The organism is Bdellovibrio svalbardensis (assembly GCF_029531655.1).
GTDB classification, from domain to species: domain Bacteria; phylum Bdellovibrionota; class Bdellovibrionia; order Bdellovibrionales; family Bdellovibrionaceae; genus Bdellovibrio; species Bdellovibrio svalbardensis.
Genome location: NZ_JANRMI010000002.1, coordinates 894,865 through 911,255 on the forward strand (window position 1 = coordinate 894,865; position 16,391 = coordinate 911,255).

General features: G+C 45.1%; 18 protein-coding genes. 13 read left to right on the forward strand and 5 right to left on the reverse strand.

All coding sequences use genetic code 11. The annotated features are described in order from the left end of the window. Window positions 1-112: 112 nt before the first annotated feature. Window positions 113-430, reverse strand: a complete 318-nt coding sequence (locus NWE73_RS09480) for a hypothetical protein (protein WP_277578073.1) — start codon at window positions 428-430, stop codon at window positions 113-115. Between the two features lie 195 nt (window positions 431-625). Then, the gene (locus NWE73_RS09485; protein WP_277578074.1) at window positions 626-1,492 is read right to left on the reverse strand and encodes an alpha/beta fold hydrolase; all 867 of its coding nucleotides are present in this window, start codon (window positions 1,490-1,492) and stop codon (window positions 626-628) included. Between the two features lie 174 nt (window positions 1,493-1,666). Here NWE73_RS09485 and NWE73_RS09490 point away from each other — a divergent pair, with 174 nt between their 5' ends. The 11 genes from NWE73_RS09490 to NWE73_RS09540 all read left to right on the forward strand — a co-directional run bounded on the left by NWE73_RS09490 (window position 1,667) and on the right by NWE73_RS09540 (window position 10,374). Then, on the forward strand, window positions 1,667-2,221 hold the full coding sequence (locus NWE73_RS09490) for a DUF177 domain-containing protein (protein WP_277578075.1): 555 nt from the start codon (window positions 1,667-1,669) through the stop codon (window positions 2,219-2,221). A gap of 77 nt (window positions 2,222-2,298) precedes the next feature. Continuing rightward, window positions 2,299-2,484, forward strand: a complete 186-nt coding sequence (gene rpmF / locus NWE73_RS09495) for a 50S ribosomal protein L32 (RefSeq protein WP_277578076.1) — start codon at window positions 2,299-2,301, stop codon at window positions 2,482-2,484. Window positions 2,485-2,504: 20 nt separating this feature from the next. After that, a complete protein-coding gene (locus NWE73_RS09500; protein ID WP_277578077.1) occupies window positions 2,505-3,500 on the forward strand; it encodes a beta-ketoacyl-ACP synthase III in 996 nt (331 codons plus the stop codon). 3 nt (window positions 3,501-3,503) lie between these two features. Continuing rightward, window positions 3,504-4,478: an ACP S-malonyltransferase gene (gene fabD, locus NWE73_RS09505; protein WP_277578078.1), complete on the forward strand. Its 975-nt coding sequence runs from the start codon at window positions 3,504-3,506 to the stop codon at window positions 4,476-4,478. Window positions 4,479-4,613: 135 nt separating this feature from the next. Beyond that, window positions 4,614-5,363, forward strand: coding sequence for a 3-oxoacyl-[acyl-carrier-protein] reductase (gene fabG, locus NWE73_RS09510; RefSeq protein WP_277578079.1), 750 nt, complete (start codon window positions 4,614-4,616; stop codon window positions 5,361-5,363). Window positions 5,364-5,545: 182 nt separating this feature from the next. Then, window positions 5,546-5,782, forward strand: a complete 237-nt coding sequence (gene acpP, locus NWE73_RS09515; RefSeq protein WP_088614628.1) for an acyl carrier protein — start codon at window positions 5,546-5,548, stop codon at window positions 5,780-5,782. A gap of 6 nt (window positions 5,783-5,788) precedes the next feature. After that, on the forward strand, window positions 5,789-7,063 hold the full coding sequence (fabF, locus tag NWE73_RS09520) for a beta-ketoacyl-ACP synthase II (RefSeq protein ID WP_277578080.1): 1,275 nt from the start codon (window positions 5,789-5,791) through the stop codon (window positions 7,061-7,063). Between the two features lie 14 nt (window positions 7,064-7,077). Then, on the forward strand, window positions 7,078-7,554 hold the full coding sequence (locus tag NWE73_RS09525; protein ID WP_277578081.1) for an RpiB/LacA/LacB family sugar-phosphate isomerase: 477 nt from the start codon (window positions 7,078-7,080) through the stop codon (window positions 7,552-7,554). Window positions 7,555-7,632: 78 nt separating this feature from the next. Beyond that, complete coding sequence (glyA, locus tag NWE73_RS09530; RefSeq protein ID WP_277578082.1) at window positions 7,633-8,892, forward strand: serine hydroxymethyltransferase; 1,260 nt, start codon at window positions 7,633-7,635, stop codon at window positions 8,890-8,892. A gap of 247 nt (window positions 8,893-9,139) precedes the next feature. After that, entirely contained in the window at window positions 9,140-9,760 is a 621-nt protein-coding gene (locus NWE73_RS09535; RefSeq protein ID WP_277578083.1) for a M23 family metallopeptidase, read from the forward strand. A gap of 155 nt (window positions 9,761-9,915) precedes the next feature. Continuing rightward, window positions 9,916-10,374, forward strand: a complete 459-nt coding sequence (locus NWE73_RS09540; protein ID WP_277578084.1) for a glyoxalase superfamily protein — start codon at window positions 9,916-9,918, stop codon at window positions 10,372-10,374. Window positions 10,375-10,462: 88 nt separating this feature from the next. On the opposite strand, the gene NWE73_RS09545 is transcribed toward NWE73_RS09540, so the two are convergent. After that, window positions 10,463-11,482 (reverse strand): hypothetical protein, encoded by a 1,020-nt coding sequence (locus tag NWE73_RS09545; protein WP_277578085.1) that lies wholly within the window; start codon window positions 11,480-11,482, stop codon window positions 10,463-10,465. 398 nt (window positions 11,483-11,880) lie between these two features. Between NWE73_RS09545 and NWE73_RS09550 the strand changes: the two genes are divergently transcribed. Together NWE73_RS09550 and NWE73_RS09555 are read left to right on the forward strand one after the other, a co-directional pair. After that, the gene (locus NWE73_RS09550) at window positions 11,881-12,201 is read left to right on the forward strand and encodes a hypothetical protein (RefSeq protein WP_277578086.1); all 321 of its coding nucleotides are present in this window, start codon (window positions 11,881-11,883) and stop codon (window positions 12,199-12,201) included. A 148-nt stretch (window positions 12,202-12,349) separates the two neighbouring features. After that, a complete protein-coding gene (locus tag NWE73_RS09555) occupies window positions 12,350-13,495 on the forward strand; it encodes a patatin-like phospholipase family protein (protein WP_277578087.1) in 1,146 nt (381 codons plus the stop codon). Here the strand turns inward: NWE73_RS09555 and NWE73_RS09560 are convergent. Then, complete coding sequence (locus tag NWE73_RS09560) at window positions 13,492-15,357, reverse strand: potassium transporter Kup (protein WP_277578088.1); 1,866 nt, start codon at window positions 15,355-15,357, stop codon at window positions 13,492-13,494. The genes NWE73_RS09555 and NWE73_RS09560 overlap by 4 nt on opposite strands. Window positions 15,358-15,754: 397 nt before the next feature. Continuing rightward, window positions 15,755-16,339, reverse strand: a complete 585-nt coding sequence (locus NWE73_RS09565; protein ID WP_277578089.1) for an NADPH-dependent FMN reductase — start codon at window positions 16,337-16,339, stop codon at window positions 15,755-15,757. Window positions 16,340-16,391 lie beyond the last annotated feature (52 nt).

Below are 16,391 nucleotides of genomic sequence, written 5' to 3' on the forward strand. Positions count from 1 at the left end.
TTCATAGAAGCGTTGATCGCAATTGTTTTGAAAATAAAACTATACCGCGCCCTATATTTAATTAATAAGGCTGCGGTATATTAATAACATTCTCCATCAAACAGTTAGATGGTCAGAGACTCGCTTCTCGATCTACCATTTTTTTAGTTTGCAGATTGTAGATGTCGAAAGCCTGCTCTTGAGGTGGTGTCGCAAAACCACCTTTCACTCCCTGCGTGAAACGAGGTGTGAGAGTTTCATCGCGAAACTTTTCCCAGCTCTCTTTGGAGTCATGAATTGCAATAACAGTCCAACCGCCCTTAGATGCGCCTGCCGCATGGTATACTTGCCCCTTAGGCAAAGTGCTGCGGTTAGGATGTACTGCAGCCAGTGTCGCCTCGTACTGCTCTTTAGTGCCGTTTGGAAAAAAATGTACTACGCCATATGCCATAAGAATCTCCTCTAAAGAATTTTAGAAAAGCGTAGGCCAGGCTTAAATCGAGAGCAAAAGATTGAATATTGAAATGGCAATATACACCATCTAAGAACATTTCGCTTTAGTTTCAAAAAGCACAGAGAATAACCGGTCAAAAAAAAGAAGACACTGCTGTGGTGTCTTCTTTTTTTACCTTCAACACATCAGACCTTAGAAGCCTGCGCGCAAAAAGTTCTCACGAGCGGCTTCTTTAGATCGGTGAATAAAGCGACGTTCCACTTTGCCGACGAAGGTTTTAATAACTTCGGCAACTTCTTCAGGCTGTTCGATCACAAGAGCATAACCTGCATGGTGAATTGTCCTGAGTTCAGCACCAGGAATTGCTTTTGCTACTTTTCTGGTAGCTTCCAGACTTTCTGCGGAATCTTCATCCCCACAAAGAATCAAAACATCACATCGAATTCGACCTAGTTCTTTACTTAAATCTTTACGATGAAAGATTTGTCGAACCTGATCGATTTCTTCGGATTTCATTTTCGCGAGATGATTCATCCATTTTTCTCGACGCATCACTTGAACGGGATCTTTCGTGCTTCGGAAGGTGGAGCCAAACCACATTTCAGTGAAGTCTTTCAACCCCGCCCTCATGCCTTGGGCTTTCACCTTATCAACCATCGCATCATTTCGTTTTATAACGTCTTCAGGATCGGATTGATAGTTTGGACCCGCAAGAGTACAGCTACGAAGTAAATCAGAACGAGAAACTGCAAGCTGCAATCCCACATCAGCACCCAAACAGTTACCAAAGAAGTGGCAAGGAGCAATTTCAAGTTTCTCAATCAAACTTGCGACATCTTTAGCACTGCTTTCAATGCTGGGACTGACTGTACCCGCTGTTTTTCCAGAACCGCGATGATCGTAACAAATCACTCTGTAGTCTTCTGAAAGCATCCTTACAATGGGTTCAAAAACAGAGCTGTCTGTATAGAGCAAGGGGCTGAGCACGATGGCCGGAGCGTCTTTCGGCCCATGGTCTTCATAATAGAGCTGAGCTCCATTTACCTTAAGAGTAGCCATAAATGCCTCCTTGGGACACCTCAAGTTTACGTCCTCCCCATCCCATGGGGCGAAGACCAAGCCCTTTTTTCGACATAAGTTAGCAAGGGTCTTGACCTGCCGCTCCATATCTTATACAACTGGCTGCCTGTCTACACTCCGCCATCACTGGAGTGAGTCGATTCGGAGTTATCTATGAAAATCAATCTTGCAGACATCCCAGAGGAAGGCCGTTCTTACATTTGGAACAGCCAAACTGGCGAAGTTAATAATGTTCTTTCTGATCTTATTGGTAAGACTCAGTACCAAACTGAGTTCTTTATCAAACCCCTGACTACCAAAGACTTCCAGTTGAGCGGAACCATCAAAACCACACTCCCTGAGCAATGTTCACGTTGTGGTATCGATTTCGCCTTCCCAGTAAACGAGAAGTTCAAAGAAATTCTAATTCCCAAACAAGACCAACCCCGTGGCGGCCATTACTCAAAGGTCAATCATGTCAGTGACTTACCCGCTGAGAGCGCTGATTCTGTCGAATACGAAGGAACTCACTTTGATATGGGCGAATTCCTCCACGAAGTGGTAGCTCTTGCCGCGCCTTTTAATCCGGCAGGCCCTGAGAATGAAAATGGCGACTGCTCAATTTGCGAAATTCCTCTGAAAGGACGCACTTTTAGCTATGACGAAGTGATGCCGGAAGAAAAACCGCAAAACCCGTTTGCCGCTCTAAAGAACATAAAGATCAATTAAATTCTTGATTTTTATTGTGGTTTAGATAGATTACCGATCTTCTAATTAAATTATTTGAACTTTAAAAGAGGTTAGAAATGCCAACTCCTAAGAAGAAAACATCTCGCTCAAAACGTGATATGCGCCGTTCACACGATGGTTTGTCTGCTCCAGCAGTAGCTGTAGACAAAAAAACTGGCGAGCTAGTTCGTCCACACCGCGCAACTAAAGGTGCTGACGGAGCTTTGTACTACAAAGGCAAACAAATCAGCGCAGCTAAATAATTTAAGACAGGTTGATTTCCATGGCAGGACTATATCGATCTCGTGTCGCAGGCATAGGCTCTTATCTACCAGAGAAGGTTCTTACGAACCAAGATCTCGAGAAAATGGTAGAGACCAACGATCAATGGATCGTTGAGCGCACAGGGATCGAACGTCGCCATATCGCAGCTGAGGGTGAAACCACATCGGATCTTTGCCTTCATGCTTCTCAAAGAGCTCTTAAAGACGCCAATTTAAATCCTGAAGACATTGATATGATCATCGTCGGTACTGTTACAGGTGACCGTCAGATGCCTTCTACAGCCTGCTACCTACAAAGTAAGCTGGGCGCTCGCAATGTGATGGCTTTCGACTTGAATGCCGCCTGCTCTGGATTTGTTTATGGTGTTTCGATAGCCGATCAATTCATTCGCACAGGAATGTATAAAAATATTCTCGTGGTCGGCGCGGAAGTCCTTCATCGCTTCGTAAATTATAAAGATCGTGAAACTTGTATTCTCTTTGGTGATGGCGCTGGTGCTTGGGTTGTTTCCCGCGCTGAGGCCAACGATCCTAACATTATTGCAAGCACACACTTGCATGCCGATGGTGATCTTGCTGAATTGCTAACTCTGCCTGGCGGAGGCGCTATTATGCCTCAGTCACAGGAAGTTCTCGATAACAACCTTCAATATGTTCAAATGAAAGGTCGCGAGATCTTTAAAAACGCGGTTCGCACAATGGCTCTTTGTTGCAAAGAAGCTTTGGCGCAAAATAACGTTACACCTGAACAAATTGATTGGATTATTCCTCATCAAGCCAACAAACGCATCATTGAAGCTGTGGCTGATCAATTCGATTTCCCAATGGAGCGCGTGATTGTTTATCTTCAGGAAACTGGAAATACATCATCAGCTTCTATTCCTTTGGCCTTTGATTGGGCCGTTCAAAATGGAAAAATAAAAAGAGGTCAAAACATCTTGCTCACAGCATTTGGAGCGGGTCTGACTTCTGGTTCTATTCTATTGAGGTACTGACACATGTTTACTCTTGTATTCCCAGGACAAGGCAGCCAGCAAACTGGCATGGGCCGTTTTTTGTTTGAAAACTTCAAGATCGCTCAGGAAACTTTCGAGGAAGGCTCTGAAGCGTTGAAACAAGATATGAAGCAACTTTGCTTCGAGGGCTCTGAAGCAGATCTTGCTTTAACTGAAAACACTCAACCTGCGCTGCTCTTGGTTTCAACTGCAACGCAAAGAGTTCTTCGCAATGAATTCAATGTCAAAGTTCAATCAGCAGCAGGACATTCGATCGGCGAATACGCCGCCCTGGTTGCCGCGGGCGTGATCCGTTTTGATCAGGCGATGCAAGCAGTTCGGACTCGCGGACAAGCGATGCAGTCAGCGGTTCCTGTGGGTCAAGGTGGCATGGTTGCGGTTCTTGGACTGGAGCCAGATCAAGTTGAAACTCTTTGCCAATATGTTGTTAAAAACTCTGGCTTTGGCCCCCTTTCTGCGGCGAATTTCAATTCTCCAGGACAAATCGTAATCAGTGGTTCTATGAAAGCTATCAACTGGCTCAAGGACAACTTCAAACCGGAGAATATCTGGGCCGAAGCTCCAAAGCGCGCAAAGTTGATTCCCTTGTCGGTCTCAGCACCCTTCCATTGTGAAATGATGAAACCTGCTGAAGAGACAATGCGTGTTGTGCTGACAGGCATGGAGTTCAATCCGTCTGCATTCCCTATCGTTCAAAACTTCCATGCAAAATTCGAAAATGATGGCGCCGTTCTTCGCGAAAATCTAATTCGCCAAGTCTCTGCACCGGTTCGTTGGACGCAAAGTATGGAAACACTCAAGGCCGCTGGACACTCGCAAATCATCGAGTGTGGCGCAGGCAAAGTGATTCAAGGTCTTCTTAAAAAGATCGACGGCGAATTCTTCAAAGTTATGACCACTTCGAGCCTCGAAGATATTAAAACTATTGAGGAATTTTTGAAAGCTTCGAGTCATTAAATTTTCTTGAGCTTTATTCAGAGTTCGGTCACAGTGTGCTGGAAACGGCACACTTAGTTTACTCCGGCGAAGCTGGAGTGTAGATAGATTACTCCGACGAAGTCGGAGTGCAGACCAGTCCAAAGGATTATGTAAATGAGTCAAAACTCACTTCAAGGAAAGAAAATCGTAGTCACCGGCGGAAGCCGCGGCATCGGTGCTTCCATCGTGAAACTTCTAGCTGACGAAGGCGCACAAGTTGCGTTTACATATTCATCTCGCGAAGAATCTGCCCAACAAGTTGCGCACACTCTTAAAGGAGAAGGCCATTTCTATATCAAGATGGACGTCTCTAACGAACAGTCCGTCAACGAAGCTGTTGAGCATATTCTTGAGAAATGGCCAGAGATCGACGGCGTTGTGAACAATGCTGGCATCACTAAAGATCAACTTCTTATGCGCATGAAAGCCGAAGACTTTGATTCCGTTGTTTCTACAAATCTTCGCGGCACCTTCTTGGTCACAAAAGCCTTTACTAAAGGCATGATGAAGGCGCGCAAAGGTTCTATCGTAAATATCACTTCTGTTATTGGACAAACTGGAAACGCAGGTCAGGCAAACTACGCAGCTTCTAAAGCTGGTACCGTGGCATTTGCTAAATCTGTTGCTTTGGAACTGGGCTCTCGCAATGTTCGCGTGAACAATGTGGCTCCTGGCTATATCGCAACAGAAATGACTGATGTTTTATCAGAAGATGTTAAAGCAAAAATCTTGGCCAAAGTTCCACTTGGAAAAATTGGTGAAGGTACTGACGTTGCTCAGGCTGTGAGATTCTTACTGAGTGATGAATCAAAATACATCACAGGTCAGACTCTGAGCGTGAACGGCGGAATGTTTATGGAGTAGTAGCACCTTGGTGCTGTGAAGTATCTCACCCCATGTGAGATGAAATAGCGCAGCTCTAGAGCGACGGAGCAGTCCTTCGCCACTGAGTTGCGATTGATTGAGATATTAGATTTGGTTTTAAATTAAAAGTCTGCTGTAGCTTTAGCGAAGGCAGAAGGAATGAATGTACCTAGGAGGATTAAATGGCATTGCATCCAAAAGTAAAAGACATCATCGTTGAACAACTTGGCGTAGATCCAGAGAAAGTTAAGCCTGAAGCTTCTTTCATCGACGATCTTGGTGCTGATAGCCTTGATATCGTTGAACTAGTAATGGCAATGGAAGAAGAGTTCGATCTTGAAATCCCTGATGAAGATGCTGAAAAGCTTAAAACAGTTCAAGACGTAGCTTCTTACCTTGAGAAAAAAGGCAAAGCGTAGTTTTTTATGAACTCCCGATTTGAACGTCCATCCAAAGCACAAAGAAGAGTTGTTGTAACCGGCGTTGGCGCTGTTACTCCCCTTGGCAACACCATTGAGGATAGCTGGGCTGCTGCCATTCGTGGTCAATCTGGCATCGCCAAAATTACGAAATTCGATACAACAGGCTTCGACGTGACTTTTGCCGGTGAAGTGAAAGGGTTCCAACCCGACCTCTACATCGAGAAAAAAGAACAAAAGAAGATGGACGAATTCATTCACTTCTCTATCGCCGCTTCAAAAATGGCGATGGAGATGGCAAAGCTTAATCTCAGCGATGAGACTAAGGAAACCACGGGAGTTATTATCGGCGTGGGTATCGGTGGTCTTCAGACTATCGATGACACTTCGATCAAACTAAAAGAAAAAGGACCGGGTCGTATCAGCCCGTTCTTTATTCCAAGTGTGATCACAAACTTGGCTGCCGGTCAGGTTTCAATTGCTCTTGGCCTTAAAGGTCCTAATTACTCTGTCACTTCTGCTTGTGCTTCTGGCGTTCACTCTATTGGTGATGCTGTTCGCTACATTCGTGATGGCGTGGCGGACGTAATGCTTGCAGGTGGCGCTGAAAGCACAGTGTGCGGTCTTGCCATTGGCGGTTTCGCAGCGATGCGAGCACTTTCAACTCGCAATGATGCCCCTGAAAAAGCCAGCCGTCCTTGGGATAAAGACCGTGATGGTTTTGTTCTTGGTGAAGGCGCTGCCGTTCTAGTTATTGAATCTCTAGAGCATGCAGTAAAACGTGGTGCAAATATCCTTTGCGAAATCACAGGCTACGGCGTTTCTTCTGATGCCTACCATATGACATCTCCGGCTCCTGAAGGCGCTGGTGGTTATGCGGCGATGGCGATGGCCGTAAAGGATGCAGGAATTCAACCTGCTGATATCAATTACGTGAATGCTCACGGCACATCAACTCCTGTTGGTGACGGCCTTGAGTCTTTTGCAATCAAAAAGCTTATGGGCGATCATGCGAAGAAAGTCTGGGTCTCCAGCACTAAATCCATGACTGGTCATGCTTTAGGTGCCGCGGGTGCCATCGAATCTGCCTTCTGTGTGATGGCAATTCGTGACCAAATCGCTCCACCAACGATCAATCTTGAAAATCCAAGCGAAGACTGCGATCTCGATTATGTCCCACACAAAGCTCGTGAAGGAAAATTGAATCACGTCTTGAACAACAGCTTCGGTTTCGGCGGAACAAACGCTTGTTTGATCTTCTCGAAATACACTGAGAAATAAAACAGAGTAGTTATATGAATATTTTTGTCGGCTGCGATCATGCGGGTTTGGATTTAAAACTTAAAGTGATGGCAGCACTTCCAGATTTTAACTGGAAAGATCAGGGTACTTTTAACGGAGACTCCGTAGACTATCCTGATTTTGCCGACAAAGTTTGCAAAGAATTAGTTCAAGTAGAACTTCAAAACCAAAAGACAAATGTTCAAGATTCACTTCAAGGTCCTGCGATGGGCATTTTGATTTGTGGATCCGGACAAGGCATGGCAATCAGAGCCAATCGTTATCCTCAGGTGCGCGCAGCTCTTTGCTGGAATGAAGATATCGCTCGCCTTTCCCGCGAACATAATAATGCCAATATCTTAGTTTTAAGCGCTCGTTTCACATCTCCAGATCTAGCTGTGAAAATGATTAAAGAATTCTTCAAGACCTCTTTCGAAGGCGGCCGCCACCAAGGTCGTGTTCAAAAACTCTCAGCCGACACTGGTTGTTGAGACTTTTAAATTCCAGACATTCAAGCGATACTTTTAGAGTTGCTACAAGCAACCCTTAACAGCTAAGAGGTAAATCTTATGCATTCAACGTCACAATCAATGAACCAAGCCTTAGCACAAGTCGATCCTGAAGTTTCCGCAGCGATTGAAAAAGAATCTGAACGTCAACAGTTCGGATTAGAAATGATTGCTTCCGAAAACTACACATCCAAAGCGGTGATGGAAGCTCAAGGTTCAATTTTGACAAATAAGTACGCTGAAGGTTACCCAGGAAAACGCTATTACGGCGGCTGCGTGAATGTCGACACCGTTGAAACACTAGCGATTGAAAGAGCTAAAAAACTTTTCGGCATGAAGTTCGCGAATGTTCAACCACACTCCGGCTCTCAAGCCAATATGGGTGTTTATCTCGCAGCCTGCAAAGCGGGCGATACAATTCTGGGAATGGATTTATCTCACGGTGGACATTTGACTCATGGATCGCCAGTTAATTTCAGCGGCATGCTTTTCAAAGCTGCATCTTATAAATTGGACGCCGAAACAGGTCGCATTAATTACGACACCATTCGCGCGGTAGCTAAAGAAACAAATCCTAAATTAATTATAGCAGGCTATAGTGCTTATCCACGTACTTTGGATTTCGCTAAATTCAAAGAAATTGCAGATGAAGTTGGCGCACAATTGCTTGTCGACATGGCTCACTTCGCAGGACTTGTTGCAACTGGCCACCACCCATCCCCTGCTGAATACGCTGATTATGTAACGACAACGACTCACAAAACTTTGCGCGGTCCTCGCGGCGGAATGATCCTGACGAATTCAGAAGAAAAGGCCAAAGTCATGAACTCAAGAATCTTCCCGGGAATCCAGGGTGGACCACTTGAGCACGTGATCGCAGGGAAAGCTGTGGCCTTCGGCGAAGCTTTGAAACCAGAATTCAAAACCTACAGCGGCCAAGTGATCGCAAACGCCAAAGCACTCGCAGAAGAAATGCTCAATCAAGGTTTTAAGCTTGTTACGGGCGGTACCGACAATCACTTGATTCTTGTGGATCTAAGCGACCGAGAAATCACTGGTAAACTAGCTGAAAACTCTCTGGATGAAGCGGGTATCACAGTAAATAAGAACACTGTACCCAACGAAAAACGCTCTCCATTCGTAACCAGCGGTGTGCGCATCGGCACCCCGGCCCTTACAACAAGAGGCATGGGAACCAGCGAAATGAAACAAATCGCAAAATGGATTGCCCAAGTTCTGAACAATCCCGAAGACACCGCCAACAAAAGCAAAGTGCACGAGGAAGTAAAACAACTCTGCAAACAGTTTCCAATCTACTAATCCAAACCATCCACACTCCGGCCGGACCGGAGTGTGCTGCAATAAACTCGACCTACAGACTCAAAACCCGCACCCCTAGCGCATTCTGAGACAATCCCCACCCACTCAATCATTCCAATTCGCTATACCGTAAGTACGAATCCAAAGCATATTTTCCTCTAAACCGAGTTCCACAGCCGGCCGATAAGTAACGCATAAAAAACAAGCAAACATCCGGCGAGGACTGTCCGAGAGTTTAGAGGAAAATATGCTTTGGATTCGCGCCCTTATGAGCTATAGTGAACCAATGACACCAGGATGGACTCAACTAGTTAAGACAGCAGGATGCATGTTAATTACAGGATCACTCATATCCTGTTCCAGTTTCAATTCCCCTCTTTCCAATGGGAACTACCAAACAGCAGCAAGCCATGAAAAGAAGGCCGTATCTGTAAGAACAGCCGCTTCTGATCAACCAATGACGATCATTCAAGATATGACATTTGATTGGCCGGTCGATAGCGCCCGCATGACTCGTGGTTTTTTACCCAACAAGCGCAAGCCTCATTTGGGTATCGATTTGGCAGCTCCAAAAGGAACGCCTATCTTAGCCGCTCAGGAAGGCACTGTGATCTACGCAGGTCGTGAGTTCCGTGGCTATGGAAAGATGGTTCTGATTGAGTCTGGCGAGGGCTGGGCGACTCTTTATGCGCACTTCGACAAGATCTTGGTTTCTGAAGGACAAAAAGTTCGCAAAGGCGAAGTCGTTGGAGCTATGGGCCGTACGGGCCGCGCTACCGGCGTGCATTTGCATTTTGAAATCCGTCACAACCGTGGACCAATCGATCCTCTTCCTTTGTTACCTCACGTAGCCACTGCTCGAAACTAAAAGTGGACAAAAGCGGACCTTCTTTATTATTATAAAAAGGAAGGTCGCGCAGAGCCGCCTTTTCCGCCAAAGACCAGATCACTCTGCCTTTTCAATTATGAAATAGAAAAAACTCTTTTGACTATCCCGCGGAAGACAGTCGACAAGGAGTTTTCATGTCCACAAGTCCGTCACGTAAAACAATGAGCAGAATTGACGAGCTCAAGATCAGAGCGAAAAAGCTGCAAAAATCCCTGAGCGCCAACAATAAAGAAATCAAACTTAAAGAGGCCCTCAATAAGATTGCATCCTTAAATGGGTTTACCAACTGGCGAGACCTCAAACACAAACTTGAGGAGACAGAGCTTTTCTTAAATCGCGCCACCGGTCCCAGCACTTTGCATTGGTACAGCACGCAGGAAGAGGCCCGTTACTTCGTCAAAACTCACGGCGGGTATATCATCCCATACCAAACAGATTTTTTTGCTGGTGATGATGATTACCTGGCTTCGCTGGGTATTGATAAGAATGATGCTGATTTGAAATTAGTTGGTCAAGATTGGTCCGAGCCAAACGATGCGGAAGCATTCAAGAGATTGCAAAACAAGATCAGGGCTTTTCGCGACCAGAAGTAGTCGCTTTCGCCAGAAGTGGAAATAAAAAAAGGCTGCCTTTGAGGGCAGCCTTTTTGAATTCGTTCGTCTATTAAAGACTGGCGATGAATTAGAACAAGTTGATGTTCGTAGAAAGAGCTACGTTTGTTCTGTCAGCGCGGATGTCTTTAGGAGTGAACTGAACGTTCGGGTAAAGGTAGATATCACGAGTGATAGAAATACCTACACCTACTGATTGGTATGGTTCACGTTGTTTCAAATCTTGTGGATTGTTGTATTCGTTTTTGTAGTGAACGAATTGGAAGTAACCGAAAACAGTACGTAGAGAGTACTTGTCGCTGATTGAGTATTCCGCGAATGGGAACAAACCTACACCGTAGTCATCGCGCATGATAGCGCCTGATTGAAGGTATGGAGTGTATTCAGCTTTTGCATCACCATTGTAGAATGTGTAATCCAAAGAAACGTTCACACCACCAGAGAAGTTTGAGTTACCGAAATCAGCCAAGAAAGTTTGGCTCAATGACAAGTTACCGAAAGATTTCAAGTCAGCAGAGTCTGAATCTGTGAAATGAGAGTAAGTTGCACCAGAAACTTGTTGCATGCCCATAGCTTTGTAACCACGGCTCCAGTCCAAGTATGGAGTAGAGATTTGGTAACGAGATACAGTTTCGCCTTCACTTTGTTTACGTGGATCGATAACTGGTTTCGCTAGGTTACCATGAAGTGGATCCATGATTGTGATACCAGTACCGAAGCTCAAGTTGTCTTTTTCAGTTACACGGTAGTTAACACCAACGTTACCGTTGATAACTGCCAATGACTCAACAGACGCACCAGCGCGGTAGTTAGGACGAATAGCATCGAATGGTTTTTCAACAGATCCACCGTTGAAACCGAAGTCAGATTTGAAAGACCAACGGGATTTAGAACCCAATTGAGCACGAAGACGTGCATTTGTGATTTCGTCATCGATGTCTTTTACTTGTTCGTCCTTTTTTTGAACGTCAGTAACTTTAACTGATGAAGAGTTAGTAGTTTGTGATGTCTCTTTTTTTTCTTCTGCATGAGCAAAAGAAGAAACCAAGGACCCCGCCAAAATCAGTGATACTAGAACTTGTTTTTTCACTGTTTTTCCCTTTCGTGTATGTTTAACCTTAATGGTTTTAATTATGTTTCTTTTCAAAAACCTTAATTCAATATTCAAAATCTCTGATTTGCCGACCTTAGTTGTTAAATACCAAGGTCAAAACCAGCGCCCCTAAATGGTCCCAAAATGGATCCACTGGGCTATAAAGCAAGTAAGGTGCCAGAACTTTAGTCCCGTTTCAACACCATTTCTTAACGAAATCCTAAATTATCCCGCAACTTACCAATTTGTAGTGCTTAAAACAAAGGCAATGCGTTGCTTAAATTTTAAGCCATTGAGATGTCCTCAAGTTCAGATTGAAGATATTTCAAATCCCTCTGCAACCCTACATATTGAGAGCTTCCAAGGGGATCCGCATAATGTTTTGAGGAGGCTTTATGGCAAATCAAAACGTCCCCACTTACCACACCACCGCACCGCAACCGAAAATCCATGAAGAACGAGATTTTTTGCATGATGTGGGCGTTTCGTTGAATGCCGCACTGTTTATCATTGATCGATTGATCGAGGAAATTAAAGAAGAGGAAGGTCGCCTGGAAATAGATGTCGAAACAGAAAAGCTCTTCCATCATCTCGCGACCTATTTGGCAAAGATTGATCGTCTCGTGAAGGATCGCAGAACACACCTGTCGGAAATATTGGATGAAGAGATGCGACATGAAAAAATCCGGGAAAAACAGAAAACAGCTACGCAATAAGAGAGCCTAAAAAAGAAGGGGGCCAGCGGCCCCCTTATGCAGAGTTTCTTCCTTCAATGGAACCAATAATCATAACAACGATTATTGTACCCTGCTCACAAGAAGATCATCGCTCCATTCCCCGTCCCGCACAATAAGGAGTTTGACAATGTCAGCCCGGACGCCAATCTCAAGTCTTATGCTTTCAGGTGGCGGTGCTCGAGCCGCCTACCAGGCTGGAGTCCTTTCTGCCATAGGGGAAATCTGTACAGAACTCCGAATCGCACATCCATTTCATATATACACCGGTGTGAGCGCTGGAGCTTTGAATGCATGTCTCTTAACATCACAAGAGGGAACATTCTCAGAAGGATGCAAAAAACTAATCGACCTCTGGAGCACCATAAAAAGTGAAGATGTTTATATTAGCAATCCCTGGTCACTAACTTACGAAGGTCTGCATTGGATTGCTGATCTTTCGTTAGGAGGAATGAAGAAAGCAACGCCGGGAAAATCTCTTATCAACACAGCTCCTCTGAAGGAGATGATTGAAAAAAATTGTGCTTTTGAAAACATCCACAAAAAAATCAAACAAGGAGACATCCTGGGAGTCGGTGTGACCGCTCTGGATTATTTCAATGCCAGCTCCGTCACCTTCATGCAAGCACACACACAACTTCCATCCTGGGAACGTGTGCGCAGAAGAAGCGAGGCCGTGGAAATCAATGCCGATCATCTAATGGCCTCCGCCGCCATTCCCCTGATCTTCCCACCGATTAACATCGACAATAAATACTATGGAGACGGCAGCATTCGCAACCTCAGTCCTTGCGCCCCAGCGATCTATATGGGGGCTGATAAAATCCTGGCTATCGGTGTTCGCTGCCATCAAGACGTCTGCTTCACACAAAAAGCAGAGTCCACATTAGAACCGCCAAACACGGCGCGAATTCTAAGCGTCATGCTCAATGCAGTCATGATTGATGGAATTGAATTAGATATAGAACGTATCGAACGCATTAATAAAGGTATGCAGAATATTCTGGAATCTGAAAGAGAGAAGCTTTCCATACGCCCCATTCAAACTCTATGGATTTCACCCTCACGGGATCTTTCAACTATTGCCGCCAATCGCTCCACAGACTTGCCTCGCATGATTCGCTATCTACTCAGAGGATTGGGATCTTTGGAAGAAGCCGGTGAAATCACCAGTTTCTTGCTTTTCGACACCACCTTCTGCAAGAAACTTATTGAACTCGGTTTCAACGATGGCATGAGACAAAAAGATAAAATCAAAAAATTTCTGACTGATTAAATTTCAATCTGAATACCAACTTCAATAACCTGATTTGGCGGAATGCGGAAGAAAGCCGTAGGTCTTTGGGCATTTTTCGACATCACTGCAAACAGACGTTCACGCCAATGCGGCATTCCCGGCTCTCCTGGTTTTGGCGCTCCAGGCACTGCAATGATGGTTTCCCGACCCAACACAAAAGTTGTGTCACTCACGTTGAAGTTAATGTCCCGCTGACGGCAGGCCTCAAGAATGTGCTTCATCTTCGGAGTTTCCATAAAACCGTAGTAAGCCAGGATACGATAGAAGTTTGGAATTACTTCCTGAATAGATACACGATCCTTCTTACTCACGAATGGAACCTCGCGAGTTTGAATCGTCAATATAGCCACACGCTGATGCAAAACACGGTTGTGCTTTAGATTATGCAATAATGGAACCGGAACCCCCCAAGGGTCCCCCGCCATGTAAATCGCTGTACCAGGAACACGCAAAGGTGGTTCACGCAAAATCTTTTGGCAGAAATCTTCCACAGGCATTGAACGTTCTTTCAAACGACGGAAGAGCACTTGACGACCTTTTTGCCATGTCGTCATCAAAAGATAAATCACCGCACCAATCATCAAAGCAACCCAACCACCATGTGGAATCTTGTGGATGTTTGCACCAAAGAAGGCCAAATCCATCACCAAGAAAGCACCAAAAATGCTGGCCGCTTTCATAAAGCTCCAATTCCATTTTTGTCTGGCAACTTCGTAGGCCAGAATTGTCGTGATAATCATGGTGCCTGTCACTGCAATACCGTAGGCAGCAGCGAGGTTGCTTGAAGTTTTAAATGTCAAAACAAGCCAGATAACGCCTACAAAAAGAGACCAGTTCACTGCCGGAACATAAATCTGTCCGATTTCCTGACTTGAAGTGTGAATGATCGAAATACGAGGACAGAAGCCGAGTTGAATCGCCTGACGAGTGATCGAGAAGACACCCGTAATCAAAGCTTGAGAGGCAATGACAGTCGCCAAAGTTGAAAGAACAACCATTGGCAAAATGGCCCACTTAGGCGCCAATAAATAGAACGGATTTGAAATGGCCTCAGGAGTGCTTAGCAGCAAGGCACCTTGACCAAAATAGTTCAAAACCAAGGCTGGCAGGGCTACAAAAAACCAGGCCAAACGAATCGGGCGTTTACCAAAGTGCCCCATGTCAGCGTAAAGCGCTTCACCACCGGTAACAACTAGGAACACGGACCCCAGCACCAAGAAGCCATGAAGCCCATTCGCGTAGAAAAATTCCAAGGCATGATTAGGCATCAAGGCTTCAAAAATATGCGGGTTCAACATAATGCCGTTGATCCCCAAAACCGCCAAAGTACCAAACCAGATCAACAAAATAGGCCCAAAGATCACACCAATGCGACCGGTTCCATATTTTTGCATGAGGAACAAAGCATTCATCACAAAGATGGTAATAGGAATGATGAACGGCTCAAACTGCGGGGTTAAAATTGTCAGACCTTCCATCGCAGAAAGAACTGAAATCGCAGGCGTGATCACACCATCACCATAAAGGAGAGCCGCCCCGAATAAACCTAAGATGGTCATGATCCAACGACGATGAGTCATGTCCTTCGTGTGCTGACTGCGCACGGCCAAAGCCATCAAGGAAAGAATTCCACCCTCACCTTTATTATCTGCGCGCATGACGAAGGCCATGTACTTCACGCAGATCACAATAATAAGTGTCCAGAAAATCAGAGACAAAATGCCGATGACATTTTCAGGAGACGCCGGGATACCATACTCGCCGAAACATTCCCGCAAAGAGTAAAGTGGACTGGTTCCGATATCACCAAAAACAACACCGAGTGCGCCCAATGAGAGCATTAACAAATTCTTATTCGTACTATGACCAGCTGCTTTTTCGATGACTAGACTCCGTGAAATGCGCGCGTAAGACTTAAGTTTAGGAAAACTCCCAGTGATTGTCAGCTTTCGTCCTCAAAGTATGACGCAGCCATCCAATGGGACTGCACATTACAGCAAGTTCAGTTGCAATTCTTTTCAGCAATGCGAGACAATTTATAGGTATATTGATGTCCCAAGCACTCAGCAAGATCTGAGCGAGCTTGAGACCAGGAGTGTAAACTTATGCGTTCCGCTTTTTTTCATTCGAAGTGGTTATTGGCAACCCTCATACTCGCCGGTTTGGTTTATTTTGAGGGTCGCCTGAGTTCAAGAACAACGGTCACTGACAACCGAAGCCCCAGCGCCGCAGAGGAAGCTACGCCTTCTTCTTCAACTCGATAACCGAATTGGCATCCAGCTTCGCCGAAGACAGGGCCTTCGTGAACTTTCCAAAGTTTTTCGCTTGCTGCAGAAGCAAGGCCTTGATCGCCTCGTCCTGAACTTCACCATCCGCATTAATGACTTTGTGTGAAGCCATAATAAAGACTCTTTCTGGAAACATAAAGGCATTACGGTAAGAGAAGATTTGCTGCAAATGTTCCACCGGACGCAAGCCTCCAAACATTCCCGCACTCAGACCCACAAAACACACAGGTCTGTATTCGAAAGACTCTGGAAATCTCCAGTGATCGATAAAGTACTTTAAAACACCTGGAAGAGATCCGTTATATTCGGGACAAACCATAATCAAACCATCACTTTGTGCAATCTTGTCCAAGTAAGGTCTAATGCCGGGTTCATCTTTTCCATAGTGTGGTCCCGTGTGAAGATGTTCTTTCACCTCTAACAGATCAATGATCTCTACGTCTTCGCCGAGGCTTTTATAGATTCCTTGGATGTATTTTGAGAGTTTGAGCGTGCTTGATCCCGGACGATCCGTTCCCGCGATGATGTATTTCATTTGGTAATTCTCCTAGACAAAGTCCATAAAATTTCGATCTAATGAACTATAG